General features: G+C 30.7%; 27 protein-coding genes. 12 read left to right on the top strand and 15 right to left on the bottom strand.

Translation table 11 applies throughout. From position 1 onward, the window contains the following. Nucleotides 1-28: 28 nt before the first annotated feature. From alaS to CAMP5118_RS06325, 6 genes are all read left to right on the top strand, one after another. Nucleotides 29-2,566 (top strand): alanine--tRNA ligase, encoded by a 2,538-nt coding sequence (alaS, locus tag CAMP5118_RS06300; RefSeq protein WP_337216884.1) that lies wholly within the window; start codon nucleotides 29-31, stop codon nucleotides 2,564-2,566. Beyond that, on the top strand, nucleotides 2,566-3,108 hold the full coding sequence (gene maf, locus CAMP5118_RS06305; RefSeq protein ID WP_263663083.1) for a septum formation inhibitor Maf: 543 nt from the start codon (nucleotides 2,566-2,568) through the stop codon (nucleotides 3,106-3,108). Before alaS ends, maf begins: the two co-directional genes overlap by 1 nt. Beyond that, the gene (locus tag CAMP5118_RS06310; protein ID WP_337216898.1) at nucleotides 3,108-5,039 is read left to right on the top strand and encodes a penicillin-binding protein 1A; all 1,932 of its coding nucleotides are present in this window, start codon (nucleotides 3,108-3,110) and stop codon (nucleotides 5,037-5,039) included. The genes maf and CAMP5118_RS06310 overlap by 1 nt, the downstream gene beginning before the upstream one ends. Before the next feature lie 81 nt (nucleotides 5,040-5,120). Beyond that, the gene (gene msrP, locus CAMP5118_RS06315) at nucleotides 5,121-6,014 is read left to right on the top strand and encodes a protein-methionine-sulfoxide reductase catalytic subunit MsrP (protein ID WP_257396805.1); all 894 of its coding nucleotides are present in this window, start codon (nucleotides 5,121-5,123) and stop codon (nucleotides 6,012-6,014) included. Then, nucleotides 6,014-6,574, top strand: coding sequence for a sulfite oxidase heme-binding subunit YedZ (locus CAMP5118_RS06320; RefSeq protein WP_263723584.1), 561 nt, complete (start codon nucleotides 6,014-6,016; stop codon nucleotides 6,572-6,574). The genes msrP and CAMP5118_RS06320 overlap by 1 nt, the downstream gene beginning before the upstream one ends. A gap of 90 nt (nucleotides 6,575-6,664) precedes the next feature. Further along, nucleotides 6,665-8,560 (top strand): NAD(P)/FAD-dependent oxidoreductase, encoded by a 1,896-nt coding sequence (locus CAMP5118_RS06325; RefSeq protein ID WP_337216885.1) that lies wholly within the window; start codon nucleotides 6,665-6,667, stop codon nucleotides 8,558-8,560. 30 nt (nucleotides 8,561-8,590) lie between these two features. Here the strand turns inward: CAMP5118_RS06325 and CAMP5118_RS06330 are convergent, their stop codons facing one another. The 4 genes from CAMP5118_RS06330 to CAMP5118_RS06345 all read right to left on the bottom strand — a co-directional run bounded on the left by CAMP5118_RS06330 (nucleotide 8,591) and on the right by CAMP5118_RS06345 (nucleotide 12,029). After that, entirely contained in the window at nucleotides 8,591-9,115 is a 525-nt protein-coding gene (locus CAMP5118_RS06330; protein WP_337216886.1) for a DUF2165 family protein, read from the bottom strand. A gap of 66 nt (nucleotides 9,116-9,181) precedes the next feature. Continuing rightward, complete coding sequence (locus CAMP5118_RS06335; RefSeq protein WP_337216887.1) at nucleotides 9,182-11,302, bottom strand: heavy metal translocating P-type ATPase; 2,121 nt, start codon at nucleotides 11,300-11,302, stop codon at nucleotides 9,182-9,184. After that, a complete protein-coding gene (locus CAMP5118_RS06340) occupies nucleotides 11,292-11,483 on the bottom strand; it encodes a heavy-metal-associated domain-containing protein (RefSeq protein ID WP_263677771.1) in 192 nt (63 codons plus the stop codon). Before CAMP5118_RS06340 ends, CAMP5118_RS06335 begins: the two co-directional genes overlap by 11 nt. After that, nucleotides 11,484-12,029 carry a GNAT family N-acetyltransferase gene (locus CAMP5118_RS06345; RefSeq protein ID WP_337216888.1) on the bottom strand — a complete coding sequence of 182 codons (546 nt, stop codon included), beginning with the start codon at nucleotides 12,027-12,029 and terminating at the stop codon, nucleotides 11,484-11,486. Nucleotides 12,030-12,109: 80 nt separating this feature from the next. On the opposite strand from CAMP5118_RS06345, the gene CAMP5118_RS06350 reads away from it, so the two are divergent. The 6 genes from CAMP5118_RS06350 (at nucleotide 12,110) to CAMP5118_RS06375 (ending at nucleotide 15,882) form a co-directional block, all read left to right on the top strand. Then, nucleotides 12,110-12,817, top strand: a complete 708-nt coding sequence (locus CAMP5118_RS06350; protein WP_214098152.1) for a YebC/PmpR family DNA-binding transcriptional regulator — start codon at nucleotides 12,110-12,112, stop codon at nucleotides 12,815-12,817. A gap of 9 nt (nucleotides 12,818-12,826) precedes the next feature. Further along, a complete protein-coding gene (locus tag CAMP5118_RS06355; RefSeq protein ID WP_263663075.1) occupies nucleotides 12,827-13,309 on the top strand; it encodes a peptidylprolyl isomerase in 483 nt (160 codons plus the stop codon). Nucleotides 13,310-13,356: 47 nt separating this feature from the next. Then, nucleotides 13,357-13,785: a trehalose-6-phosphate synthase gene (locus CAMP5118_RS06360; RefSeq protein ID WP_263678811.1), complete on the top strand. Its 429-nt coding sequence runs from the start codon at nucleotides 13,357-13,359 to the stop codon at nucleotides 13,783-13,785. Between the two features lie 49 nt (nucleotides 13,786-13,834). After that, on the top strand, nucleotides 13,835-14,440 hold the full coding sequence (locus tag CAMP5118_RS06365; RefSeq protein ID WP_263678813.1) for a DedA family protein: 606 nt from the start codon (nucleotides 13,835-13,837) through the stop codon (nucleotides 14,438-14,440). A gap of 150 nt (nucleotides 14,441-14,590) precedes the next feature. After that, the gene (locus CAMP5118_RS06370) at nucleotides 14,591-15,367 is read left to right on the top strand and encodes a threonine/serine exporter family protein (protein WP_263678815.1); all 777 of its coding nucleotides are present in this window, start codon (nucleotides 14,591-14,593) and stop codon (nucleotides 15,365-15,367) included. After that, complete coding sequence (locus CAMP5118_RS06375; RefSeq protein ID WP_039618755.1) at nucleotides 15,364-15,882, top strand: threonine/serine exporter family protein; 519 nt, start codon at nucleotides 15,364-15,366, stop codon at nucleotides 15,880-15,882. The genes CAMP5118_RS06370 and CAMP5118_RS06375 overlap by 4 nt, the downstream gene beginning before the upstream one ends. Here the strand turns inward: CAMP5118_RS06375 and argS are convergent. From argS to CAMP5118_RS06430, 11 genes are all read right to left on the bottom strand, one after another. Beyond that, nucleotides 15,879-17,474: an arginine--tRNA ligase gene (gene argS, locus CAMP5118_RS06380; protein ID WP_337216889.1), complete on the bottom strand. Its 1,596-nt coding sequence runs from the start codon at nucleotides 17,472-17,474 to the stop codon at nucleotides 15,879-15,881. The two genes, CAMP5118_RS06375 and argS, sit on opposite strands and share 4 nt — an antisense overlap. A gap of 9 nt (nucleotides 17,475-17,483) precedes the next feature. Further along, the gene (locus tag CAMP5118_RS06385; protein WP_039618758.1) at nucleotides 17,484-17,723 is read right to left on the bottom strand and encodes a twin-arginine translocase TatA/TatE family subunit; all 240 of its coding nucleotides are present in this window, start codon (nucleotides 17,721-17,723) and stop codon (nucleotides 17,484-17,486) included. A gap of 1 nt (nucleotide 17,724) precedes the next feature. After that, complete coding sequence (gene gmk / locus CAMP5118_RS06390; RefSeq protein ID WP_337216890.1) at nucleotides 17,725-18,339, bottom strand: guanylate kinase; 615 nt, start codon at nucleotides 18,337-18,339, stop codon at nucleotides 17,725-17,727. Further along, nucleotides 18,336-19,706: a hypothetical protein gene (locus tag CAMP5118_RS06395; RefSeq protein ID WP_337216891.1), complete on the bottom strand. Its 1,371-nt coding sequence runs from the start codon at nucleotides 19,704-19,706 to the stop codon at nucleotides 18,336-18,338. The genes gmk and CAMP5118_RS06395 overlap by 4 nt, the downstream gene beginning before the upstream one ends. Nucleotides 19,707-19,765: 59 nt before the next feature. Beyond that, nucleotides 19,766-20,536 carry a flagellar biosynthetic protein FliR gene (fliR, locus tag CAMP5118_RS06400; protein WP_263664301.1) on the bottom strand — a complete coding sequence of 257 codons (771 nt, stop codon included), beginning with the start codon at nucleotides 20,534-20,536 and terminating at the stop codon, nucleotides 19,766-19,768. Further along, nucleotides 20,523-21,158: an ABC transporter ATP-binding protein gene (locus tag CAMP5118_RS06405; RefSeq protein ID WP_263679723.1), complete on the bottom strand. Its 636-nt coding sequence runs from the start codon at nucleotides 21,156-21,158 to the stop codon at nucleotides 20,523-20,525. The genes fliR and CAMP5118_RS06405 overlap by 14 nt, the downstream gene beginning before the upstream one ends. Before the next feature lie 2 nt (nucleotides 21,159-21,160). Next, nucleotides 21,161-22,237, bottom strand: coding sequence for a translation elongation factor Ts (gene tsf, locus CAMP5118_RS06410; protein WP_263664303.1), 1,077 nt, complete (start codon nucleotides 22,235-22,237; stop codon nucleotides 21,161-21,163). Beyond that, a complete protein-coding gene (rpsB, locus tag CAMP5118_RS06415; protein WP_039626640.1) occupies nucleotides 22,237-23,022 on the bottom strand; it encodes a 30S ribosomal protein S2 in 786 nt (261 codons plus the stop codon). Before rpsB ends, tsf begins: the two co-directional genes overlap by 1 nt. A gap of 173 nt (nucleotides 23,023-23,195) precedes the next feature. After that, on the bottom strand, nucleotides 23,196-24,323 hold the full coding sequence (locus tag CAMP5118_RS06420; protein WP_263679727.1) for a c-type cytochrome: 1,128 nt from the start codon (nucleotides 24,321-24,323) through the stop codon (nucleotides 23,196-23,198). Between the two features lie 2 nt (nucleotides 24,324-24,325). Beyond that, entirely contained in the window at nucleotides 24,326-25,570 is a 1,245-nt protein-coding gene (locus tag CAMP5118_RS06425; protein WP_039668616.1) for a ubiquinol cytochrome c oxidoreductase, cytochrome b subunit, read from the bottom strand. 1 nt (nucleotide 25,571) lies between these two features. Continuing rightward, nucleotides 25,572-26,075, bottom strand: a complete 504-nt coding sequence (locus CAMP5118_RS06430) for a ubiquinol cytochrome c oxidoreductase, 2Fe-2S subunit (RefSeq protein WP_039618773.1) — start codon at nucleotides 26,073-26,075, stop codon at nucleotides 25,572-25,574. Nucleotides 26,076-26,190: the final 115 nt, after the last annotated feature.

Here is a 26,190-nt window from a genome sequence, read left to right on the forward strand (position 1 = left end):
TTAAGCAAAAAACTAGCTAGGAAAATCTATGGATATAAGAAAAGAATATTTAGAATTTTTTAAGTCAAAAGGACACGAAATCACTCCTTCAAGCCCTTTAGTGCCTGATGATGCAACTTTACTTTTTACTAATGCAGGTATGGTGCCTTTTAAAAGTATATTTACCGGAGAAGTACCACGTCCTAATCCTCCGCGTAAAACAAGTTGTCAAACTTGTATAAGAGCTGGTGGAAAACATAATGACTTAGACAATGTAGGCTACACAGCAAGACATCATACTTTCTTTGAAATGCTTGGAAATTTTAGTTTTGGAGATTATTTTAAAGAACAAGCCATTGCTTATGCTTGGGAGTTTGTAACTGAAGTTTTAAAACTACCTAAAGAAAGACTATATGTAACTGTACATGAAAGCGATGATGAAGCATATGAACTCTGGCAAAAACATATAGAAAAAGAAAGAATTTATAAATTTGGCGATAAAGATAATTTCTGGCAAATGGGCGATACTGGACCATGCGGACCTTGTAGTGAAATTTTTTATGATCAAGGTGCTGAGCATTTTAATTCTAGTGAAGATTATATGGGTGGTGATGGAGATAGGTTCTTAGAAATTTGGAACCTAGTTTTCATGCAGTATGAAAGAAGTACTGATGGCACACTTACTCCATTGCCAAAACCTAGTATTGATACAGGCATGGGACTTGAAAGAGTTAGTGCTATAAAAGAAGGAAAATTTAGCAATTTTGATAGTTCTTTGTTTATGCCTATTATTGAGAGTATTGCAAAACTTTGTGGCAAAACTTATACCTACGAAAATGGAGCTAGCTATAGAGTAATCGCTGATCATATTAGATCAAGTGTATTTTTACTTGCTCAAGGAGTTGGTTTTGATAAAGAAGGCAGGGGCTATGTTTTAAGAAGAATTATGCGCCGTGCCTTAAGACATGGATATTTACTAGGTCTTAAAAGAGCTTTTATGTATGAGCTTGTAGATGTAGTATGTGAGTTAATGGGTGAGCATTATACTTACTTAAATGAAAAAAAAGAATTTATCAAAGAGCAGATTAAACTAGAAGAAGAAAGATTTTTAAGCACCATTGAAAATGGTATAGAAATTTTTAACGAAGAACTTAAAAAAACTAAAGATATTTTTAGTGGTGAAGTAGCTTTTAAACTTTATGATACTTATGGTTTTCCGCTTGATTTAACCCAAGATATGCTAAGAGAAAAAAATCTTAGTGTAGATGAGGCTAAATTTAATGAGCTTATGCAAGAACAAAAAGATAGAGCCAAAGCTTCTTGGAAAGGAAGTGGAGATAAAGCAGTTAGCGGAGACTTTAAAGTTTTATTAGAAAAATTTGGTACAAATACTTTTAGTGGTTATGAAAATTATGAAGAAAAAACTAAAATCATGGCCATTTTAGATGAAAATTTTAAAATCATAGCCGAAGCTAAGGTAGGAGATATAGCATGGTTAATGCTTGAAAAAACTCCATTTTACGCAACAAGTGGAGGACAAAGTGCTGATATAGGTTTTATCAATGAAAATGAGGTTTTAGATACACAAAAATTCTTTGATATTAATCTTAGTCAAGTGAAATTAAAACAAGATCTTAAAACAAACGATGAAGTGTTAGCTTGCATAGATACTAAAAAAAGAGAACAAATCGCAAGACATCATAGTGCGACACATTTATTACACCATGCTTTAAGAGAAATTCTTGGCTCACACATTAGCCAAGCAGGCTCTTTGGTAGAGCATAATAAATTAAGATTTGATTTTACTCATCCAAAAGCCCTAAACAAAGAAAAATTAAAGCAAATAGAAGCTTTAGTAAATACTTACATCATGCAAGCAAATGAAGCTAAAATTGAAATTTTAGCTTTAGGTGAAGCTAAAAAAAGTGGTGCAATAGCTTTATTTAGTGAAAAATATCAAGAAAAAGTAAGAGTTTTAACCCTAGGAGCTAGTAAAGAACTTTGCGGTGGTACTCATGTGAAAAATAGCTCTGAAATAGGAAGTTTTTATATCATCAAAGAAAGCGGAGTTAGCGCTGGAGTTAGAAGGATAGAAGCAGTGGTAAGCAAAGCTGCACTTGATTATGTTAATGAAAATTTAAAAGAGCTAAACCAAGCTAAAGAAGAGTTAAAAACTCATGATATTTTAAGCTATGTAGCAAAATTAAAAAATGAAATAGCTAGTTTAAAAAATGAATTAAAAAATTCAAACAAAGCAGAATTAAACTCTAAAGAACTAAATGGCATTCAATATTGCGTGCAAAAAATAGATAGTGGCGATATAAAAACCATGATAGATGAGTTTAAAAACAAATTTAACAAAGCTGTAATTTTACTTTTACAAGAAAAGGAAGGCAAAATCATCATAGCTGCAGGTGTTAAAGACTCTTCATTAAAAGCTGGTGTTTTGGTAAAAGAAATTGCACAAATACTTGGTGGAAACGGTGGCGGTAGGGATGATTTTGCAACAGCGGGTGGCAAAGATACAAGCAAAATAAAACAAGCGCTTGATCATGCTAGAAAAATCATAGAAGAAAGTCTTATTTAATGCTTTATCTAGCTTCAAGTTCGCCTTCACGCGTTGCTTTATTAAAAGAAGCAAATATCGCTTTTGAACAAATTATTATCGATTATGATGAGAGCTTGGTAAAAAAAGATAATCCAAGCTCTTATGTGCAAAAAATTGTTTTAGAAAAAGAAAGGCAATTTTTTGCAAAATATCCTGATTTAAAAAATGTTTTATTTGCTGATAGTATAGTTTGTGCTCAAAATATCATTCTAACTAAAGCTAAAAGCGATAATGAGGCTTTTAATATGCTCAATTTGCAAAGTGGCAAAAGCATTAGCGTTTTAAGCGCGATGATTTTAGTTTTAGAAGATAAAAAGATTTTTAATCTTAGCAAGTGTGATTTGATTTTAGATAAATTTGATTTAAAAGATATGCAAGAATACGTTGAGTCAAAACTTTATCAAGGCAAAGCCGGAGCTGTGATGTGCGAGGGATTTCATAAAAAATACATTAAAAAAATCATAGGCCATCAAAGTACAGCACTAGGGCTTAATATAGAACTTTTGAAAGCATTTTTATGATAAAAATTTTAAAAATATTTCTTTCTTTTTGTGTAGTGTGTGCAGTTGGAGTTTTTATATTTATTGCGTATTTGTTTTCTGATTCTGATTTAAATCAATACACCTTTAAAGATTACAAACCACCTCTTACAACACAAATTTTTGATAAAAATGGAAAATTAGTTGCAAATGTTTTCGAGCAACACCGCTTTTATGCCCCTTATGAAGAACTTCCTCCAAGACTTATAGAAGCTTTGGTAGCCATTGAAGATACTAGCTTTTTTGAACATGGTGGGGTTAATATAGATGCGATTTTTAGAGCAGCTATTAAAATCATAAGAAGTGGTGGAAAAACCATGGAAGGAGCTTCCACTCTTACGCAACAATTCATAAAAAACACAGAATTAACCCCAGAGCGTACTTTAAGTAGAAAACTAAAAGAAGCTTTACTTGCATACAAAATAGAAAGTACTTTAACTAAAGAGCAAATTTTAGAAAGATATTTAAATTTCATATTCTTTGGACATGGATATTATGGAGTAAAAACTGCTGCGCTTGGGTATTTTAGAAAAAATTTAGATGAGCTTAGTTTGAAAGAAATTGCCATTTTAGTAGGTATGCCAAAGGCTCCAAGTACTTATGATCCTACTAGACATTTAGATCTTTCTTTAGCTAGAGCAAATAGCGTAGTACAAAGAATGTATAATCTTGGTTGGATTTCTAAAGAAGAGTATGAAAATGCCTTAAAAGAAATTCCAAAAGTATATGATGATACTTTAACACAAAATGCAGCTCCTTATGTTACTCAAGAAGTTTTAAAACAACTAAGCGGAATTAAAGACTTAAAAAGTGGCGGTTATAAAATAGAGCTTGCTATAGATCTTGATGTGCAAAATATTGCAAGAGAAGCTTTAAAATTTGGCTATGATGAAATAGTTAAAAGAGACAAAGATGCAAATTTAAGCACACTTAATGGAGCTATGATAGTAGCAAATCACCAAAATGGAGATATATTAGCCTTAGTAGGTGGAGTAAATTATACAAAAAGTAATTTCAACCGCGCTACTCAAAGTTTAAGACAGCCTGGAAGTTCTTTTAAACCTTTTTTATACCAAATTGCTATTGACATGGGTTATTCTCCTATGAGCAAGGTTGCTGATATTTCAAGAATTTTTGAAAGTACCAAAGAAGATGAGAAAGACTGGAAACCTAAAAATTACGGTGGAAAATTTCTAGGGCTTATAAGCTTAAAAGAAGCGCTAACTGGTTCAAGAAACCTAGCTACCATAAATTTAGCTCTTGCCCTAGGACTTGATGTGATCCATGATAAACTTCAATTTATGGGCTTTGAGAATATACCAGTTGATTTATCTATAGTTTTGGGTAGCTTTGGAATTTCTATTTATGACTATGCTAAACTTTATACAGTATTTGGAAATTATGGCGTGCAAAAAGATTTGATACTCATTAAAAGAGTAATTGATAAAAATGGCAAAATAGTAGTAGAGTTTAACTCTGGAGAAAGAAAAATCAGTGAACCTGAACAAGCCTTTTTAGTTAATGATATGATGCAAAATGTTGTTAAAAAAGGTACTGGACGCAATGCTAGGGTAGAAGGGATTGAAATAGCTGGAAAAACTGGTACTTCAAATAAAAGCATAGATGCGTGGTTTTGTGGCTTGACTCCTGAAATAGAAGCTATCATTTGGTATGGTAATGATGATAATAAACCTATGAAACAAATCGAAGGTGGTGCAAGGACTGCTGCTCCGGTTTTTAAAGAATTTTTAACAAAATACTTAGAACTTTATCCTGATAGTGCCAGAAAATTTATCATTCCAAAAGGAGTTTATCAAGGAATTTATGAAAAGCAAAGAGAATATTATACCAATACTTCTCCATTTCCAAAAAATAACCCTGCTCTATCTGAAAACAGTGAGATAATTTTTTAAAAATATTTTTTTATATAATAAAAATTATCCTTTTATTTTCCTTTATATGTTTTAATATCACAAAACTTATAAAGGAAAATTATGAATATCACAAACGAACAATTATATAAAAAAAGACGCCATTTTTTAAAACTAGGTGCTGGAGCTTTAGTTAGTTCAGCCTTAGTTCAATCTGAATTGATGGCATTAAATTTCTTTCCTGATCCTAATAATGAAAAATTAAAACTTAGCGATGAAAAAATTGCGACTAATTATGTAAATTTTTATGAATTTTCTACTGATAAAAAAAGAGCTGTTGAGCTTGCGAAAAATTTTAATACAAACGGCTGGAAAATAGAAGTTAGCGGGGAAGTTGAAGAGCCTTTGACTTTAACCATGCAAGATTTATTAGCCTTTCCTTTAGAAGAGAGAATTTATAGATTTCGTTGTGTTGAAACTTGGTCTATGGTAGTGCCTTGGGTTGGTTTTGAATTGCGTGCTTTAATAGAAAAATGCAAAGTCAAAAGTGAGGCTAAATTTATAAAATTTACCACTCTTTTTGATAAAAATCAATTTGCTGATCAAGCTTCATTTTTCCCAACTCTTGATTATCCTTATGTAGAGGGCTTAAGATTAGATGAGGCTATGCATCCACTAACGCTTATGGCTGTGGGTATGTACAAAAAGCCTTTATTAGGACAAAACGGAGCACCGATTCGTCTTGTAGTTCCATGGAAGTATGGCTTTAAAAGTATAAAATCTATTGTAAAAATAGAATTTACCAAAGAACAACCTAAAACTACATGGGAGCTAGCAAACCCTAGAGAATATGGATTTTATGCCAATGTTAATCCAAATGTTTCTCATCCAAGATGGTCTCAAGCAAATGAGCGTCCTTTGGGAGATTTTTTCACCAAGCCTACACAAATGTTTAATGGCTATGAAAAAGAAGTAGCACATTTGTATAAAGATATGGATTTAAAGGTTAATTTTTAATGAGCAAAAAAGTTTATAATATCGGTGGATTTTTAGCCTTTGCTTTAAGTATTATTTTTAGTATTTATCAAATCATGCAAGAATTTGATATTGTAAAATCTGTATATTTTTATAGTGGTATATTTGGCTTAATCTTTTTTGGATTGAGCCTGTTTTTTTCACTTTTAAAGTATAAACACACAAAAGATTACCCTAAATTTTTAGGTTTTTATGCATTTTTTTGGGCTTTGATTCACTTTTTTAATTATTTTGCTTTTGGAAAAAATTTAGATTTAATACTTTTTTTCAAAGATACTTTTAGTAAAAATTTAGAATTTAGTGGTTTTGTAAGCTTTTTTATACTCACATTTATGTTTATAAGCTCATTTAAGCTTTTTAAAAAAATGAGTAAAATAAGAAAACTTGGATATTTTTGCTTTTTGCTAGTAGCTTGGCATTATTTTTTATCTGCAAAAATACCACAAATTCCACATTTTTTAGCTTTAAGTCTAGCCTTGATTTTTCTACTTATTAAACTATATAAAAATTATAAAAAGAGAAAAAAAGTAACTTTTTTATAAAAATTTGTATTCAAATGAAACACTTTTAAGAGTAAATATATAAATATATTCTTAAAATAAGACTTGATATATCTTATTTTAAGGACAATCATGCAAAGAAGAGATTTTTTAAATGGAATGGCTTTAACTATACTTGCAGGAATGACTCCTTTGCAAGTATTATATGGTAAAGAAGCCAAAATCGAAGATTTTACCAAAGAATACTATCCTCCAAAATGGCTTGGACTAAGGGGTAGCAATAATGCAAGTTATGAATTTGCACATATGCTAAGAGATGGTGAAAAATTTGACTTTAGCGCTATCAAACCTAAACAAGAATATGATTTGGTTGTAGTTGGAGCTGGAATTAGTGGTTTAGCAGCTGCCTGTTTTTATCAAAACAAATTTGGAAAAGATAAAAAAATTCTTATCCTTGATAATCATGATGATTTTGGTGGACACGCTAGAAGAAATGAAATAGATTTAGAAGATGGTACTATTTTAAGTTATGGTGGTAGTGAAACATTTCAATCACCAAAGGCGTTATATTCTAAAGAAGTAGTAGATTTATTATCATCTTTGGGTGTGGATATTGATGAGCTTGCTAAACGTTTTGATGTAAATTTTTATCCTGATTTAAATCTTAGCAGGGGTGTGTATTTTTCTAAGGCTGAATTTGGAGTAGATAAGGTCGTAAGTGGCAACCCTAGAAAAGTAATTTGTGATGATATTCCTGAGGGAAGACATAATGGTAGAAGCGTTGAAGCTTTTATAGGTGATTTTCCTCTTAATGAAAAAGATAAAAAAGATTTAATTGCTTTATTTAAAAGCGAAAAAGACTATTTAAAAGGCTTGACAAAAGAGCAAAGAGATGAGTATGTGGCTAAAACAAGCTATAAAAAATTCTTAGAAGAAAAAGTTAAGCTTTCACCACAAGCTGTAAAATTCTTTGAAGGTATGACAGATGACTTTTTGGCTTTAGGTATTGATGCTGTTTCTTGTGAAGATGCTAGAGCTTCATTTTTACCTGGTTTTGATAAACTTGGACTTGATCCAATCGAGGGAGAAGCATTAGCTGAAATGGAAGAACCATATATCCACCACTGTGCTGATGGTAATGCTACTGTTGCTAGATTAATGGTTAGAAGATTAATTCCTGATGTGTCTAAAAAAGGCAAAGATATGGATGAAGTTACTCTAGCTCATTTTGATTATTCTAAACTTGATCTTGCTAAAAACAAAGTGCGTTTAAGATTAAACAGCACTGTTATAAATGTAGAAAATACAAAAGATGGAGCTTTAGTAACTTACGTTAATAAAGGCAAAAATTACAGAGTAAAAGCTAAAAAAGTTGTAATGGCAAATTATAATAGTATGATTCCATACATAGTACCAAGCATGCCACAAGATCAAAAAGATGCTTTGAGTAAAAACGTAAAAACATCACTTTTACACACAAATGTTATTATAAGTAACTGGGAACCATTTATAAAACTTGGAGTACATGAAATTTATTCACCAAAAATGCCTTATGCTAGAACCAAGCTTGATTATCCTGTGGATATGGGAGGATACCATCACCCAAGAGATCCTAAAAAGCCTATTTGTGTTCATATGGTATGCTCGCCTTTAGTATTTGCTTCTATGCAAGGAATCGACCTTGAAGGAATGGATGCAAGAGATAGAGCTAGAGTGGGTAGAAATTTATTATTCACTATGAGTTTTGAAGAACATGAAAAAATCGTTCGCGATCAACTTCAAGGCATGTTAGGCTCGGCTGGATTTGACCATGAAAGAGACATTAAGGCTATAGTTGTAAATCGTTGGGGGCATTGTTATTCATATACAGAAAACAGTCTTTTTGATGATAGTGAAGAAGCGCAAAAAACTATAGAACTTGCAAGAAAACCTTTTGGTAATATCGTTATAGCAAATTCAGATGCTGATTGGGATGCTTATATGCACGCAGCAATCGATCAAGCATATCGTGCTATTAATGAACTATAAAATCAAACTCCTTTTTAGGAGTTTGATGAATCAATCATCGTTTTTGATGCTAATATAAATTAAAGTTAAAAGCATATAAGTTACTAATCTGGTAGCATCAGGTAAGCCATTCCAAGTTTTACTCATCCACATACCAAACCATTCTGCAGCCACTACTTGAAAGCCAAAAAACCAAAGTAAACAACAACAAGTTAAAGCAATGATTCCAAATTTTTTAGCTTCATGGAAAGTTTTTGCATCTGAATTTCTTGCGTTAAACATATCCAAAGCGCCTTTTAAAGCAGTTAACATAATAAAAGCTTCAAAACAAATAATAAAAATATAGGCAATATGATGAATAGTAGAATTTGTAATAGCTCTATAAACAATAGCATTACCTAAATAATCAGGTTTGGTATCCATGCTCATAACATGTTTTACAAATTGAAAATTTGAATTGTAATCAGTTACATTACCAAAAACAACAATAGCCGCTAAAGAGGCAACTGTAAGCAAAATAATCATTTTAGAATATCTTACTATATTCATCATAGAAAAACCGCAATTGCAATTCATTCTAGTACTCCTTTTTGTTAAATTTATATTAATATATTATAGAAAATATTAAATAAACTTAAATACCTAACGTAATCTTAAAGAATTTAGCACAACTGCTACCGAACTAAAACACATTGCCAAAGCTGCCAAATGCGGACTAAGACTTATAAATGGCACAAAACCTGCTGCAATAGGAATACACAAAGCATTATAAATAAAAGCCCAAAAAAGATTAAGTTTGATGATATTTTTAGTTTTTTGAGAAAGCTCAAAACAATAAGCTATTAAAGATAAATCATCTTTTATCAAAATCAAATCTCCACTTTTTTTAGCAAGCTCACTTGCTTTGGAAAAACTTATGCTTGCACTAGCTAAATTTAAAGCAGGGGCATCATTGATACCATCTCCTATAAAAAGCACTTTTTCTTTTTTAATTTTTTCTTTTATAAAATCAAGCTTTTGCTCGGGTTTTAAGTCAGAATAATATTCATCTATATTAAGCTCATTTGCTATTTTAGTAACACTTTTTTTATTATCACCACTTAAAATAATACTTTTTACACTTTTTTGTTTTAAATTTGCTATCAAGTCTTTAGCTTCGTTTTTAAGTTCATTTTTCAGGCAAACCCCACCAAGACAAATATTATTTTTTGCAAAATACAAACATATAGGTGCTTGATCTTCAAATTCTTGCAAAAATTGCTTGCTTTTTTGTATATCAACACCATTTTCAAGCATTAATTTTTCATTGCCTATTAAATATTTATCATCATTTTCCTCATAAAGCAAACCACTACCCACTAAAACACTTAATTTTCCTTGCAAATTTAAATTTACATTCAATTCTTTAGTAAAAGCCTTTGCGATTGGGTGTGAGCTTAAATTTTCAATTTGGGTGAGTTTTTGAAAATCTTCTTGAGTTAGATTATACTTATAAACACTTAAGTCATCTTGACTTAAAGTACCTGTTTTATCAAAAATAGCAAGTTTTATACTAGCTAAATTCTCTAGCACTGCTGGATTTTTCACTAAGATAAAATTTCTTGCTCCATTTGCTAAAGCACCAACTATGGCTATAGGGGTTGCTAAGCCCAAAGCGCAAGGACAAGAGATTAAAAGCGTAGCACAAGCATGTAAAAATGCTGCATTAATTCCTTCTTTAAAATACCAAAAAGCAAACACAAAAAGCGATAAAACAATAATACAAGCTACAAAATAAGCTGAAATCTTATTAGCTAAATTTGCTAAAGGTGTTTTGACACTACCTGCTTTAAAAACAAGATCTTTGATTTGTTCTAATGAACTTTCAATCGCCTTTTTATTAGCCTTAATCTTTAAGCTTCCATTAATCAACACAGTTCCTGCTAAAATCTCATCATCTTGCTTTTTTAAAAGTGGTAAAAACTCTCCTGTTAAAAAACTCACATCAACCTCAGCTTCACCTGCTATAATCATCCCATCAGCAACAACGCTTTCGCCCTCTTTTACTAAAATCACATCATTTTCTTTTACAAAAGCACTGGGTATGCTTTTTATACTTCCATCTTCTAAGATTATATTAGCTTTTTTAATATCTATGTTTTTTAATTTGTTTTGATATTCTAAGGATTTAAATTTAGCCTTTTCTTCTAAGTATTTACCCAATAAAACAAAGCTTATAATCATCGCTCCGCCACTAAAATATAAATAACCATCTTTGCTAAATACCTCAAAATATACAAAAAAAGAATATACAAAAGAAGTAAAGGAACCTAAGGATATCAAAGTGTTCATATCTAAATTTTTATGTCTTAATCCTTTAAGAGCGTGGATAAAAAAACCTTTTCCACAATAAAAAATCGCTACCATAGATAAAAACATTTGAATTAAAGCAGAAATATTTCCTTGAACAAACATTTCAAAATACATCACAATAGAGCTTAAAATTATACTCATGATAAGCTTTGTTTTCATATTTTTAAGCTCTTTGAGTTTAAACTCGTATAAATTTTGCTCTTCTTGTAATATCTCAAAACCCAAAGCTTTGATTTTTTCTTTGATTTTTACTTCCAAAGATAAATCTTTAAGCAAAAACACTCCACTAGAGTTGACATAAGAAACACTTACATCTTCGACTCCATCAATTTTTGCACAAACTTTTTCTATAGCATTAGAGCAATTAACACAAGTCATATTGCCTATTTTTAATTTTAACTCATGCTTCATCTATCTCAAAACCTAAATCTTGCAATTGTTTTTTGAACTCTTCAACTTGTTCTGCTTTTAAATCAATCTCAATGCTTTTTGTTTCAACATTTATTTGCATAGTACCAAATTTATCTTCCAATGAAGCCTTGATTAAATTTACACAACTTTGACAATTAATATTTTTAGTTTTTATAATCATTTATTCTCCTTTTTCTCTGTATTCATATTTATGAGAGTGAAAAATTTTATTTTTTATCAATTTAAAGCCCATTTTTTCATAAAGCATTTTTGCATTTATATTTTCATCTTCTACGATTAATGAAAGCTTTTTACCATTTTTTAAAGCTTCATTGAAAGCACATTCAATCAATTTCTTAGCAATGCCTTTTCCTCTTGCTTTTTCATCCACACAAATACTATCTAAATAAAACTCATTTTCACATTCTTTTAAAACTTTTTCATTAATTCCTAAAAATTCTAAATGCTCATTTAAAGGCTTATCTAGTTCATCGGCCAAAGCCCCATCATAACAACAAATCGCACCTAAAATTTCCCTATCTTCTTCATAAACATATATATTTTCATAGCTTAAACGATTATTTTCTTGAGTGAAGAAATTTTCTAAAACCTCTATGGCTTTTTGATGATCATTATAACCACTAAGTTTGTATATAAAATGATCCATTGCTAAAGCAAGCAATTGTATGCATTTTTTAACATCATCTTTTCTAGCTTTTCTGATCACTCTTTTACTCCTTTAAAATCAAATTTAGACTTCTTAGTTTATACTTTTAACTTTAAAACAATATAAGAAAGAGAGAATTTATGGGAAGAGCGTTTGAATATCGCAGAGCCTCTAAAGAAGCAAGATGGGATAAAATGAGCAAACTTTTTCCAAAACTTGCAAAGGCTATACAAGTAGCAGCAAAAGAAGGCGGAGCTGATCCTGATATGAATCCAAAGCTTCGTAGTGCCATAGCTACTGCAAAAGCTAATAATATGCCAAAAGACAATATCGATGCAGCTATTAAAAGAGCAAGTGGAAAAGATAGTGCTGATATTAAAAATATCCACTATGAAGGAAAAGCAGCACATGGAGCTTTAATCATTGTTGAGTGTATGAGTGATAATCCTACACGCACAGTGGCCAATGTAAAAGCGATTTTTAGCAAAAATGGTGGAGAAATTTTACAAAATGGCTCTTTAACTTTTATGTTTTCACATAAAGCTGTTTTTCATCTTGAAAAATATGATGGAGATTTAGAAGAACTTGAGCTTGAACTCATTGATGCAGGACTTGAAGAGCTTGAGCAAAATGAAGAGGAATTACTAATTATAGGTGATTACACTGCTTTTGGCGAGCTTAGCAATGCCATAGAAAAAAAAGGTTTAGTGCTTAAAAAAGCAGGACTTGAATATCTTGCTAACAATCCTGTAAATTTTAGCGAAGAACAACTTCTTGATATTGAAAAATTGCTTGATAAATTAGAAGATGATGATGATGTACAAGCAGTTTATACTAATATAGAATAGGATCAAAAAATGCTTAAAAAAATCGACACAAAAAATGCAAAAAAATACAATTTTGCTATCATTAGCACCGAAAAAGGTGATATGAAATTAGAATTATTTCCTGATGAAGCACCACAAACTGTGTGTAATTTTGCCAACTTAGCCAATGATGGTTTTTATGATGAGCTTGTTTTTCACCGCGTGATTCCAAATTTTGTGATACAAGGTGGTTGTCCTTATGGTATAGGCTCAGGTGGCCCTGGCTATGAGATAGAATGTGAATGTGACGATCAAAAACACAAGCACTTAAGAGGTAGCTTATCTATGGCTCACGCTGGCAGAGATACAGGCGGATCGCAATTTTTCATTTGTCACAGCCCGCAGCCTCATTTAGACGGAGTGCATACTATCTTTGGGCAAATTAACCCTGAAGATAAAGAAAGTTTGGAAGTACTAGATAGCATTAGAGCAGGAGATAAAATCAAAACTATCCAAATTTTAGAAAAACTTTAATTTTACATCTCCTTAAAATTGTGCTATGATTTTTAAGGAGATTAATTATGCATTTTATTTTTATTTGTATTCATCTTATTTGCGCTGTATTTTTTATAGCCTATGTATTTTTTGATGTATGTGTTTATCGCTTTGCTTATCAACACGCAAACAAAGAAGATTGTGATAAAATTAAAAAAGCTTATACTAAATCAAGTATTTTTATTTTTGCTGGTATTTTTATCTTACTTTTACTAAGTGGATTTTATCTTTTGAGCTTTTATGAATTTAACTCTTTTTGGGATTTTTTTGCGAGTAATTTTGGCATATTTTTATTTATCAAACTTTTATTATTAATAACAATGCTAGCTTTGACTTTTTATTCTTTATTTTTTATAAAAGTTTTAAAAAGAAAAGATCCTTTAAAATCTCACTTGATTGCATTGATTTTATGTATTTTAATAATCATTTGCGCAAAAGCCATGCTATATTTTTAAAACATTAAAACTAAGCTTATATCATTAGCTTAAAAAATAAAGGTTATTTATGCTTGGTGATATTATAGATTTTTTACTCACTCTTGCAAAAGATTGGGGTTATTGGGGGATTATTTTTCTTATGTTTGTAGAAAGTTCCTTTTTTCCTTTTCCCAGCGAAGTAGTGATGATACCTGCTGGATATTTAGCCCATCAAAACGAACTTAACTTTTGGCTATGTCTGCTTTGTGGGACTTTTGGAGCTCTTTTAGGAGCTTTGCTTAATTATTATTTATGTTATTTTTTAGGACGGGAAGTTCTTTTGAAAATATGCAAATATTTTGGAGTTAATGAAGCAAAATTTGCTCAATTTGAAGCCTTTTTTAACAAACATGGTGAGATATCAACCTTTAGTGGTAGATTAATCCCTGGTTTGCGTCAGTATATTTCTTTACCCGCAGGATTAGCAAGAATGAATTTGAAAAAGTTTATATTTTATACTAGTTTAGGGGCTGGAATTTGGTGTTTGATTTTGCTTATATTAGGCTATGTTTTAGGTAAAAATGAAGATTTAATCAAAGAATATTTGCATTTTGTTATTGTAGCTTGTATTATTTTTGCTACTATGATTGTGGCTATTTATATCTATATCCAAAAAAGAAAAAAGATATCTTAAAATTTCAATTTTAAATACCTAGTTTCATTAGCTAGGTATTTTATTATTTCCTTTAATTTAATATATATTTTCTAAAAACATTTAAATTTATATGATTTTATATTTGATTTTTGATAAAATCTTATAAAAATTATTTCAAAGAAAAATGTTATGCAAAAGCCATCTATTCAAAATTTAACAGATTTTTTAATCGAATACATCAGTGTTTTTCTAAGTGCTGGAACCTACACAGCAAGAGTGGCAAAGTGCGTTGGAAGAATAGCTAATGCATATGGTTATGAGATTAACATGAATTTTTTCTTTCATCATACCACGCTAAATATTTTTGATAAAGATGATAATTCCATACAAAGAACCTATATCATACCTAATAAGCACAATCATATTAATTTTAAACTTATTTTAGAACTTAGTGCATTAAGCTGGCAAATTCATGATCATAAATATAACCTAGAAGAAGCTAAATTTTCTCTTATAAAACTCAAACAAAGCACAAGAAATCCTTTTTTAGCGAATTTATTTTTAGTTTCAGTGGCAAACTCAGCATTTTGCAAGCTATTTGGAGGAGATTTTTATGGTTGCTTATTTGTATTTTTAGCTACTTTAGTAGGTTTTAGCTTAAGAGTTTTACTCACTAGAATAAAAATTGATTTAAGAATTCAATACATTATTTGTTCTTTTTTATCCTCTTTTATTGTATTTTTTGGGGTGGATTTAAAGCTTGTACAAGAAGCTAATGTTGCTTTAGGTTCTAGTATATTGTATTTAATTCCTGGGGTTTATTTTATAAACTCCGTTATAGACATTTTAAAAGATCATATACTTATGGGACTTAGTCGTATTATAAGCGTAGCGATATTAGTATGTTGTATTGCCATTGGAATTTACACTACTCTTGGTATTAATGATTTTGGGATTTTAAGATGATTGATTATTCTTCTATACTTTGGGATATGTTTTTTGCAGCTTTAACAGGTTTTGGTTTTGCTTATGTGTGTAATCCACCCTTTAAAACACTCATACTCTCAGCCATATTAGCCGCTATAGCTCATGGTATGCGCTTTACCTTGATGGGATATTTTGGCTTTCAAACCTTGGCTATTGCAACCTTTATAGCTTCTTTTAGTATAGGCTGTCTTGGTTTATTTTTAGCTAAGATTTTTAAAACACCTGCTGAAATCATAGCTTTTCCCGCTCTCATTCCTATGATACCTGGAATTTATGCATATAAGGCCATATTGTATTTAATTTCTTTTATACGCTCAGAAGATATTAGCGAAAAGACTAATTTCTTGATTCAATTTTTTGATCATTTTTTTACAACACTTTCAGTAACACTAGCCTTAGCAGTAGGAGTAAGTGTGACTTTGCTTTTATTTTTTGAGCAAAGCTTTATGATGACAAGAAGTATTAAAAAAAGTAAAAATCACGATCAAAATTAATCGTGATTCATTTTATTTTTTGCTTCTATCCCCATAAGCGCAAAAGCTGTTTTAATACTTAAAGCACATACGGCAAAAAGTTTTAAAAGTTCATCTTCGTTATCTGAACCAACTACTTTATTTTCATTATAAAATTTATGAAATAAAGAAGCTAAATTTTTTAAATAATCAGGAATTTTTTGCAAGGCTCTTGACTCAAATGCGTCATTAAGCACTGCTTTTAAATTTAAACTTTCAAATAAAAGATTCATGCCATCTTCATTCAAACTCTCAAATTTAGCATGCATAACATCATCTACACTCTTACCGGCTTTAGCAAATACTTGATGAATTCTTGCATGAGCATAATTAATATAATACACGGGATTAGAACTATCTTCTTTTTTAAACTCGTCTACATCAAACTCTAAATGTGTATCACATTTTTTACTAATAAAAATATATCTTAACACATCACTACCAAGCTCTTCTAAAACATCACCCATTAAGATGAAATTTCCTGCTCTTTTGCTCATTTTATAAGGCTCACCATTTTTTAATAATGAAACCATTTGCGCTAAGATAATTTCAAGATTTTGACTATCATGACCTAAAAATTCCATAGCAGCTTTCATTCTAGCTATATAACCATGATGATCAGCTCCCCATATATTAATACACTTATCATAACCGCGGCTCATTTTATCTTTATGATAAACTATATCAGCAGCTAGATAAGTTCCTTTTCCATCATCTTTAATAATCACACGATCTTTTTCATCGCCTTTAGCACTTGATGCAAGCCAGATTTTACCATCTTGTTCATAAGTACCACCATGCTCTTTTAAAGCTTTTAAGGTATTTTCTAATTCATTATAATAACTCGTTTCGCTCACATAAGTATCAATAAATATCTTAGCATCGGCCAAATTTTGCTTGATAATTTTAAGCATTTTATCCTTAGCCCAAAGTGCTAATTGCGGAATGTTTTCTTCTACAAAGAAATCTTTTTCAAAATCAACAAAAGCTTCTTTTGCTACATCTACGATATATTCGCCTTTATAATACTCATCAGGATATTGAACTTGCTCTTTTAAACAATGCTCTTTTACTGCAAGTAATATAGAAAGACCTAAAAGATAAATTTGATTACCCGCATCATTGACATAATATTCTGTATCAAATTTATACCCTAAATGCCTAGCAACCCTAGTTAAAGTATCGCCAAAAATAGCCCCTCTAGCATGTCCTATGTGTAAAGGTCCTGTCGGATTTGCACTCACATATTCAAGTAAAAAACTCTGCTCTTTTTTATCATCTTTTGCAAAATTTTCACTATCGCCCAAAGCTTGCGTAGCCAAAGAATTTAAAAAAGTTTTTGAAAGTTTAAAATTTACATAACCATTTAAAGCCTCTACACTTTCAAAACAATCACAATTTTTTAACTTAGCAACAATATCATTGGCAATTATCATAGGATTTTGCTTTAATTCTTTAGCCAAAGAAAAAGCCAAAGGCGTGGCAAAATGAGCTAGATTTTTATTCTTGGGATTTTCTAAGATAAAATCTCTTCCTAGTTTTTCTTTAATTTCTTTATAAACTAAAGTTTTCAATGTATTGCCTTAAGCTTTTTTTACTTCTTCGTTATTTTCTTTTACAAGAACATCTTTTTCATTGATTTTTTCAATTTTTTGCGCGTCTTCTTGAACGATTTTTTTATCATCTTCTGTGTTCATTTCATCTTTAAAAGTTTTAATACCTTTTCCTAAGCCTTTAGCAAGCTCTGGAATTTTTTTTGCACCAAAAAGTAACACTACTATAAGTAATATAATCAACCATTGAGTTCCGCTTGGCATATGCATTTTATTCTCCTTTATTCCATTGAATTTGAATTTGTTTTAAATCATGTTTTGTACTTTTTAATTTTGAAGCTTCAAAAACCGCTTCTAACTCCCTATAGCTTTTTTCAAGATCATCATTTATGATTAAAAAATCATATCGATCTAAATAAGCCATTTCATCACTAGCATTTTCCAATCTTTTGCTAATATCTTCTATTTTATCAGTATTTCGCTTAAGCAATCTTTTTTCAAGTTCTTTTTTATTTTTAGTTGTAATAAAAACAGAAGTAATATATTCAGGCATTTTTTCTTTAGCTATACAAAAACCTTGCACATCGATATCAAAAATGACACTTTTACCCTCTTGTAATGCTTTTTTCACAGGGATTAACGAAGTGCCATAATAATTTTTATGCACCAAAGCCCATTCTAAAAAATCACCTTTTTCTATACCTTGTTTAAATTCTTCTTCGCTAATAAAAAAATAATCTACTCCATTTTTTTCATTTTCTCTAGGAACTCTTGTTGTGCTTGAAATAGAAAAATAAATATTATCTTTTTCTCTAAAAAGCCTTTGAAGCAAGGTACTCTTCCCTGCTCCACTTGGCCCTGAGATGATTAAAATTTGGCCACTCAATGTTTATCCTCATCAAAGCTTATGTTAATGTTTATATTCATTTTCATGCCTTTTAAGGCTGCTTTTAAAGTATCATCAGTAATACTCGAAGTGATAGTTTGAGCTATGCTTTTACTAAGCTCATTTACCATTTCATCTTCTTGTAAATTCTCTGCTTTTTCTTCAGTGTTTACCTTGCTTATTTCTTCCTTTTCTACAATAGCTGGAGCAAGTTCTTCTCCTAAAGCTAACATAATATCATTTTCGTTTAAATTTGCAAATTCATCTTGCGTTTCATCTAAAACTTCACTCATATCTTCCTCTATATTTTCCTCATTCACATCGGCTTGTGATTTCATTTGTAAATCTTCACCCTCACTTAAATCCTGCATATCAAAATCACTCATTAAATTCTCATCAATATCACCAAATTCTTCATCTAGTTCATCAATAGCAGCTAATTCTTCTTTTATTTTATCTTGAGTGCTTAACTCCTCTTCTGGTTGAAAATCATCTATACTTTCATCTTCAAAAACCTCTTCTACTAAAGGTTCATTTTCTTCTGCAACACTATCATCATCTTTTGCTTCACCAATAAATTGAGCATCTTCAGGTAAATCATCAAAACTCATCTCTTTTTCGCTCATTTCTTCAACCATAGGTAAATCATCAAGAGAATCAAATTCGGCGGGGTTTTCTTCTATATTTTCTTCTATATTTTCTTCTATATTTTCTTCTATATTTTCTTCTATATTTTCTTCTATATTTTCTTCTATATTTTCTTCTATATTTTCTTCTATATTTTCTTCATGTTGTTCATCTACTAATGTTAACTTATCATCTAATTCCTTGTCAATATCAGCTTCATTTGATAATTTAGATTTATCTTCAGCTTCTAATGAATTATCTAAATTTTCTTCAAAAAAATCTTCTTGCAGATTTAAATCATCTTCACTTAAACTTTCTTCATGCTCAGACAAATCAATACCAGCCAAAAGTTCATTTCCATCTAAAGGCATATCTTTATCAATTAAAACATCCTCATCAAAACTCAATTCATCTTCTTCTAAAGTACTATCCTTACTTTCACTTAAAGTTTTTTCATTACCCAAAAGTTCTATAAAATCAGTCGGTAAAAAAGGCTTATATAAACACTCTACGCCTTCTACTTGCTCTTGGTTTCTAGGCAATAAATAAATCAATCTATTGCATTTACTTTTCAATTCATCTAAATTAGCTTCAATATCATGATCTATGATGATAATATCATAAAATTCTTCAAGCTCTTCGGTACTTGCAAGCTCTTCAAATTCATAACCTAGTTTTTGAACCCCCAAGCTAATTAATTTTGAAACAGCTACATTAGAATTTATCAGCACAACCTTCATCTGTCATCTCCCAAGTTAAAGAAATGTATTATTTTAAAACATTTTTAATTATTTATTGCTTATATATTGAAAAACAATAACTCCATATGCTCAAAACTTTTTAACATTAAATTTTTAAAATACTGCATCATGATGAGTAAAATAGCAATAAGCACTGCAAAAGATAAAAATATCTTGATAGGATAACCCACCACTAAAAGATTAAATTGTGGCATAGTTTTCATAAGCATACCAAAAATAACATCTGATAATAAAGATATTGCTAAAATAGGAAAAGCCATAGAAAAACCGAGCACAAAAATATTTACCATAGCTTTATTCAAATAAAGCATTAAATTCTCATGCGGATAAAATCCACCCAAACTAATATAATCTAACGAACTAGATATAAAAAGCAATACCAAATGATGACCATCAAATGCTAAAAAAACCAACAATGCAAGCAAATTTAAAACTTGAGAAATTACTGGAGTATTAGCACCTGTAGCTGGATCTAAAATACTAGCCATAGAAAAACCCATGGTAAAAGAAATTTGCTCACCTGCCATTTGTAAAATGGCAAAAATCATTTGTAAAATTAAACCTGCAACCATCCCAAAAAGCACTTCACTTAAAAGATACAAAATAAAAAAAGAATCAGGTGTATTATTTTCAAGTTTTGCCAAAGGATATAAAAACATTGTTAAAAATAAAGCTAAAGTTGTTTTTACTACCAAAGGTATACTATTGTGAGAAAAAAAAGGGAAAAATACTATTAATCCACTCATTCTGGCAAATAAAAGCATGAAAATTACAACATTTTCATCGCCTAAATATTTAACAAATTCCATAATTACTTAAATGATAAATCCTATCACATTTTTTAGCAAGTTCTTGATCGTGAGTTACAAAAACTAAAGCTGCATTATTTTCTTTGACATAACCAATCAAAATATCTAACACATTTAAAGCATTTTTAAAATCTAAATTACCAGTAGCCTCATCAGCAAAAATGATTTTTGGTCTTTTACTTAAAACTCTAGCTATACTTACTCGTTGCTGCTGTCCACCACTTAATTTTGTGATCTTTTGATTCATTAAATCAACAATATCAAGTTTTTTTAATAACTCATAATCGATATTTTGCCTACTCAAAATACTTGCAAGCTCTATATTTTCAAAAGCTAAAAAACCTTTAAATAAATAATGCATTTGAAAAATAATCCCAAAATCTTTTCTACGAATTTCTAATAAAGCTTCATCGTTTAAGGAATACAAATCCTGATTATTATAAAAAACTTTTCCTGATTGAGGTTTTAACAAGGTAGATAAAATATGCAAAAGAGTAGATTTGCCACACCCACTACTTCCACATATTGCAATACAATCTTTTGCATTTAAAGTAAAATTTAGATTTTCAAAAAGCGGAATATCAAAACTATGGCTTAAATTTTCCGCTTTTAAAAGTTCCATTTTTAACCAATTTGCGCAGCAACTTCAGCAGCAAAATCTTCAGTTTTCTTTTCTAAACCTTCGCCCACTTCAAAACGAATAAATTCTACTATTTTAATAGTTCCACCAAATTCTTTTTCTTTTTCTGCAATTACTTGCTCGACAGTTTTTTTATCATCCATCGCATAAAACTGTCCCATTAGGGTAAGTCTACCATCAAGCTGAGAATTATCCGCTATAAAGCTATTTAGTTTACCTGGGATGATGTTAGGCCAAATTTTTTCTGGTTTTCCTTGTGCTTGAAGTTCAGCTTTAATAGCTTCTTCAGCTTCTTGGATTATCTCTTGAGTTAATTGCTTTCTACTTGCAAATTTTGGAATTTTAAGCTCTGGCTTATTAGGATCTTTCAATCTTCTTCTTTCTTCGTTTTCTTTTTCCAACTCTGCAACTAAAGCTTTATATTCATTTTCTACAAAATCCATATCAAGCTCTTCATAAGATAGATAACTTGGTTTCATTGCAGCAATATGCATACAAAGGTGTTTTAAAAATTCTCCACATTTATTAGCCGTAGCTTCACTATCACAAGCTGCAGCAATAATAACACCCACGCGTCCATTAGAATGAACATAACCATTTACCGCTCCACTAGCTCCAGCTTTTACAGTAGCAAATCTTCTTACAACTAAATTTTCACCTATAGTTGCAATTTGATTTTTTAAATATTCTTCAAATTTAACACCATTAATCTCACTTGAATGCAACTGCTCAACATTTTGAAGGCTTTTAGCTTGAATATGTGCTGTTGTATCTTTTGTTAAAGCAATAAATTGTTCATTTTTAGCAACAAAATCAGTTTCTGAATTGATTTCACTTACAGTTGCGCATTTTAAATCATCGCTTACTTTTACACTTACCAAACCTTCAGCAGCTAAACGATCGGCTTTTTTATCAGCTTTTCCAAGTCCTTTTTCTCTTAAAAGTTGCACTGCTTTTTCAAAATCACCATCTGTGTCTTTTAAAGCATTTTTACAATCCATCATACCTGCGCCAGTACTTTCGCGCAGTTCTTTTACCATTTGTGCAGTGATTTCAGCCATTATTCTTTATCTCCTTCAAAATCTTCTTCACTCATAGCTTCTTCTAAAACTTCTTTTTTTTCTTCTTCAGAGATTGGTTGTTCTTCATTTACTTCGCCATCTTGCTCTCTTAAAGCTTTACCTTCATTGATTGCTTCAGCCATTTCTTGGCAGAAAAGTTGAACTGAACGAATCGCATCATCATTTCCTGGAATTGGGAAATCTACTAAGTCAGGATCGCAGTTTGTATCTAGTGGAGCAACCACAGGGATTTTTAATCTATTAGCTTCTTGTACTGCAATTTTTTCTTTAACAGTATCGATAACAAAAATCATATCAGGTTGAGTTTTCATATATCTAATACCACCAAGATATGCTAATAACTTTTCTTTTTTTCTAGTAAGCATTAAAGCTTCTTTTTTGGTTAAAAGCTTAATGCTTCCATCTTCTTCCATTTTTTCTATAACTTCTAATTTTCTAATCGATTGGCGGATAGTTCCAAAATTAGTCATCATACCACCAAGCCATCTGTGATTTACATAAGGCATACCGCATTTTTCAGCATATTCTTTAATCGCTCCACCAGCTTGTTTTTTAGTACCAACAAATAAAATTGTTTTACCTTCTGCAGCAGCATCGCGAACGATATTATATGTGTATCTAAAATATCTAAGTGTTTTTTGTAAATCAATTACATAGATACCTTTTCTTTCTCCAAAAATAAATTTTTTCATTTTTGGATTCCATCTTCTTGTTTGGTGTCCAAAGTGTACACCACACTCTAATAAATCTCTCATGCTTACCATGAAATTCTCCTTGAAATAAAATAATTAGGTTTATTCCTCCGCATTCTTTAACCCATAAGCAACCTAATAAGGAAATTAATGCGTGTGAAATGAAAGAATATTATATCAAATTTTATTTTATATTTAGCTTATTATTGAAGAAAAAGAACGCCACAAGGCGTTCTTTGGGTAAATTAGTGTAGTTTAGACCAAACTGATCTTTTCCAGCCTATAGCAAAAATACTTAAGATAGCAAAGAATATCATGATATAAATTCCTGTTTGCTCTCTTTCTTCTTTTTTACTATCACCAACTTTTTCAAGATAATTAATAACTTGAGTTTGTGCTTTTTCATTCAAACCAACTCTTGGCATAGCAGTTCCATGAATTTTCTTTTGAGGTTCATTGATGAAGATTTCAAGATAATGTGCACCTTTAGAACGAATCATCATAGATAAATCTGGAGGTGTCATACCAAGATAATTTTTTAAATCACTCATATTTGAGCTTGAAACAAAGCCATCATATTTTACATCATGGCATCTTCCACAAGCATTTTCAAATGTATGTTTGTTTTTAGCAAAATCAAACTCTTTTGCAATTAAAGCTGTTTTTGCTTGCTCTGAAAGCTCTTGATTTTTAGCATATTTTTCCTCTAAATCAGCTTTTAATTTTGCATCAAATTCTTTTTCATATTCACTAGCTGTATTTTTAAAGAATGCAATTAAATCTGCTAAATCTTGATTATCTTGTGTTTCATCGCCACTTAAAGGATAAGCAGGCATTAAGAATGGATTTTCATCATTAAATTTATGTGAAATTTGTAAAGCTTTAACTGGATCAACAATCAATGCTGCTAAAAATTTCTCATCATAGATAGCACCTGCATCACTCAAATCAGGAGGCGTTACACCCAAAGAAGAATCTGTAATAGTAGCAGGAATTCCGACAGCTTTCACACCATGGCATGCAATACAATTTCCTTCAAAAAGCTCTTTTCCTTTTTGTGCATTACCTTTACTAAAATCAATTTTTGCGATTTTTTCCCATAATTGCTTAGTGGCTTCTTCTTGACTTTTTGCAAGCTCTAATGCTTTTTGAGCATTAGCTATAGCTTTTTCACTTCCTGAAGCATTAGCATCCACTGCTGCTTTTTCTTTTAAAGCAACTTCACCTTTGGTAAATTCTGCATCAGCTTTTGCAAAGTCAAAATTAACTGGAGTTGAAGGAGGATTCATCACTGAATGCGCGTAAGGCTCAACCCCCCAATAAACTAAACCTGTGAAAAAGACAACTACAAAAAATATTTTTAATTCTCTCATTATTAGCCCCTTTTTCTTTCCATGATAGTAATAATTGGCAAGACTACTAACAATAATAGTAAAAATACCATAGAAGCGTAAAATCCTATCCAAGCATTAATTCCTGTTGGAGGAAGTTTTCCATAAACTGTTAGTACAATTAAATCTATCAATAATACCCAAAACCATACAAAAAACATCGGTCTTTCATGTGCTGGTTTTACAACATCACTTCTATCAAGCCAAGGTAATAAGAAGAAAATAATTTGTGCTATACCAAATGCTGCAAGCCCTATATCAAAAGCTTTAATGCTTCCAACATCAAAGAAAAATCCTCTTAAAACTTCATAACTCCATAAGAAATACCATTCAGGATAAATATGAGGAGGTGTTTTTAAAGAATTTGCTGGGTCAAAGTTGATTGGATCCATTGCAAAATTGAATTTAAAACATACCAAGTAAAAGAAGAAAATCATAAATAGCGCAATATACATAAAATCTTTAGCTAAAAATCCTGGCCAAAAAGGAATAACTTTAGAACCTTTTGTATCACCTGCTAAATATTTTTCAGCTTCTAAATCAAAATCAATTTCTTCTGAAATTTCATTATTTACATGAGGAATTCTTAAAGAATAAAAGTGAAATGCAATAATTGCTAAAATCACGATAGGCAATAAACATACATGCAACATAAAAAATCTAGTTAAAGTTGGATCTGAAACTGCAAAATCTCCTCTTATCCAAATAACCAACGCATCACCTATAAAAGGAATTCCACCAAAAAGTTGAGTAATAACTTGAGCAGCCCAAAAACTCATTTGCCCCCAAGGCAACATATATCCACTAAATGCTTCTGCTGAAAATACAACAAATAAAAGCATACCACTAATCCAAATCATTTCACGGCCTCTTTTATAAGAGCCATAATAAATTCCTGTTAACATATGGATATATATGATTAAAAATACAACCGAAGCAGCCACACCGTGCATATGACGCCAAAGCCACCCATACTCCACTTCTTGCATGATAGTTTTATTTACGCTATCAAAAGCCAAAGCTACATCTGGCTTGTAATACATTACTAAAAATAAACCTGAAATAAATAAAATAGCAAAAAGAGTAGTTAAAATAACACCCATTGCCCATAAGAAGTTAATTTGTTTTGGTATCCAATATTGAGCCATTAAAACATTAAAAAGCTTATTTACCGCTAATCTTTGATCAAGCCAATCTACAATACCATTTGCTTTTTTTATCTGTGCCATATTAAGCCTCCGCGATCATTTTTTTATATTCTGGACCTTCTTCGCCTAATACTAATTTTGTTCCATCAATTCTAAAAGGAGGAATATCCAAAGGTCTTGGAGGAGGACCAAATACATTTTTACCACTGGTGTCAAATTCACCACCATGGCAAGCACACTTAAATAATTTTTCGCTTGGAGCGTAAGCTGGAATACAGCCTAAATGCGTACAAAGACCAATAACTACAGTATAAGCAACATCACCTACAACAACATCTCTATTGCTATCTTTTGCCATATCTGCATCTTTTTTTAAGATAAATATAGGCTTCTTACGCCATTCAATTGTTCTAAGCTCGCCCTCTTTCATGCCAGAAAGATCTACAGTAGTAATACCTGCTGCTTTTACACTTGGGAGTGGATCCCATGTTTTTTTCATTGCAACTAATGAAAAAGCACCACCCACAGCAGCTACCGTTCCAAAGGCAAAGCCCATAAAGCTTCGTCTACTTTCAGATGTAGCCATTTTACTTCCTTTGTTTTGATTTTTTTGTAAAACTTAGCAGTTTATCTAAAAAATGATAAATTTTTTCTTTGGTATAAAAAGCTTAATTTAAGATATATGGATATTTATTTAAAAA

It is taken from the genome of Campylobacter sp. LMG 7929 (genome assembly GCF_024723595.1).
In the GTDB taxonomy this organism is placed as follows: Bacteria; Campylobacterota; Campylobacteria; order Campylobacterales; family Campylobacteraceae; genus Campylobacter_D.

Bases quoted from the DNA above. Each gene is read 5' to 3' on its own strand.
- CAMP5118_RS06355 (WP_263663075.1), top strand. From the start codon at position 12,827: ATGCTTAAAAAAATCGACACAAAAAATGCAAAAAAATACAATTTTGCT.
- CAMP5118_RS06320 (WP_263723584.1), top strand. From the start codon at position 6,014: ATGAGCAAAAAAGTTTATAATATCGGTGGATTTTTAGCCTTTGCTTTA.
- CAMP5118_RS06420 (WP_263679727.1), bottom strand. From the start codon at position 24,323: ATGAGAGAATTAAAAATATTTTTTGTAGTTGTCTTTTTCACAGGTTTA.
- maf (WP_263663083.1), top strand. From the start codon at position 2,566: ATGCTTTATCTAGCTTCAAGTTCGCCTTCACGCGTTGCTTTATTAAAA.
- CAMP5118_RS06430 (WP_039618773.1), bottom strand. From the start codon at position 26,075: ATGGCTACATCTGAAAGTAGACGAAGCTTTATGGGCTTTGCCTTTGGA.
- CAMP5118_RS06405 (WP_263679723.1), bottom strand. From the start codon at position 21,158: ATGGAACTTTTAAAAGCGGAAAATTTAAGCCATAGTTTTGATATTCCG.
- CAMP5118_RS06385 (WP_039618758.1), bottom strand. From the start codon at position 17,723: ATGCATATGCCAAGCGGAACTCAATGGTTGATTATATTACTTATAGTA.
- CAMP5118_RS06340 (WP_263677771.1), bottom strand. From the start codon at position 11,483: ATGATTATAAAAACTAAAAATATTAATTGTCAAAGTTGTGTAAATTTA.
- CAMP5118_RS06425 (WP_039668616.1), bottom strand. From the start codon at position 25,570: ATGGCACAGATAAAAAAAGCAAATGGTATTGTAGATTGGCTTGATCAA.
- CAMP5118_RS06365 (WP_263678813.1), top strand. From the start codon at position 13,835: ATGCTTGGTGATATTATAGATTTTTTACTCACTCTTGCAAAAGATTGG.
- CAMP5118_RS06335 (WP_337216887.1), bottom strand. From the start codon at position 11,302: ATGAAGCATGAGTTAAAATTAAAAATAGGCAATATGACTTGTGTTAAT.
- CAMP5118_RS06370 (WP_263678815.1), top strand. From the start codon at position 14,591: ATGCAAAAGCCATCTATTCAAAATTTAACAGATTTTTTAATCGAATAC.
- alaS (WP_337216884.1), top strand. From the start codon at position 29: ATGGATATAAGAAAAGAATATTTAGAATTTTTTAAGTCAAAAGGACAC.
- CAMP5118_RS06360 (WP_263678811.1), top strand. From the start codon at position 13,357: ATGCATTTTATTTTTATTTGTATTCATCTTATTTGCGCTGTATTTTTT.
- CAMP5118_RS06330 (WP_337216886.1), bottom strand. From the start codon at position 9,115: ATGAATTGCAATTGCGGTTTTTCTATGATGAATATAGTAAGATATTCT.
- CAMP5118_RS06375 (WP_039618755.1), top strand. From the start codon at position 15,364: ATGATTGATTATTCTTCTATACTTTGGGATATGTTTTTTGCAGCTTTA.
- CAMP5118_RS06325 (WP_337216885.1), top strand. From the start codon at position 6,665: ATGCAAAGAAGAGATTTTTTAAATGGAATGGCTTTAACTATACTTGCA.
- CAMP5118_RS06350 (WP_214098152.1), top strand. From the start codon at position 12,110: ATGGGAAGAGCGTTTGAATATCGCAGAGCCTCTAAAGAAGCAAGATGG.
- rpsB (WP_039626640.1), bottom strand. From the start codon at position 23,022: ATGGTAAGCATGAGAGATTTATTAGAGTGTGGTGTACACTTTGGACAC.
- tsf (WP_263664303.1), bottom strand. From the start codon at position 22,237: ATGGCTGAAATCACTGCACAAATGGTAAAAGAACTGCGCGAAAGTACT.
- CAMP5118_RS06395 (WP_337216891.1), bottom strand. From the start codon at position 19,706: ATGAAGGTTGTGCTGATAAATTCTAATGTAGCTGTTTCAAAATTAATT.
- msrP (WP_257396805.1), top strand. From the start codon at position 5,121: ATGAATATCACAAACGAACAATTATATAAAAAAAGACGCCATTTTTTA.
- fliR (WP_263664301.1), bottom strand. From the start codon at position 20,536: ATGGAATTTGTTAAATATTTAGGCGATGAAAATGTTGTAATTTTCATG.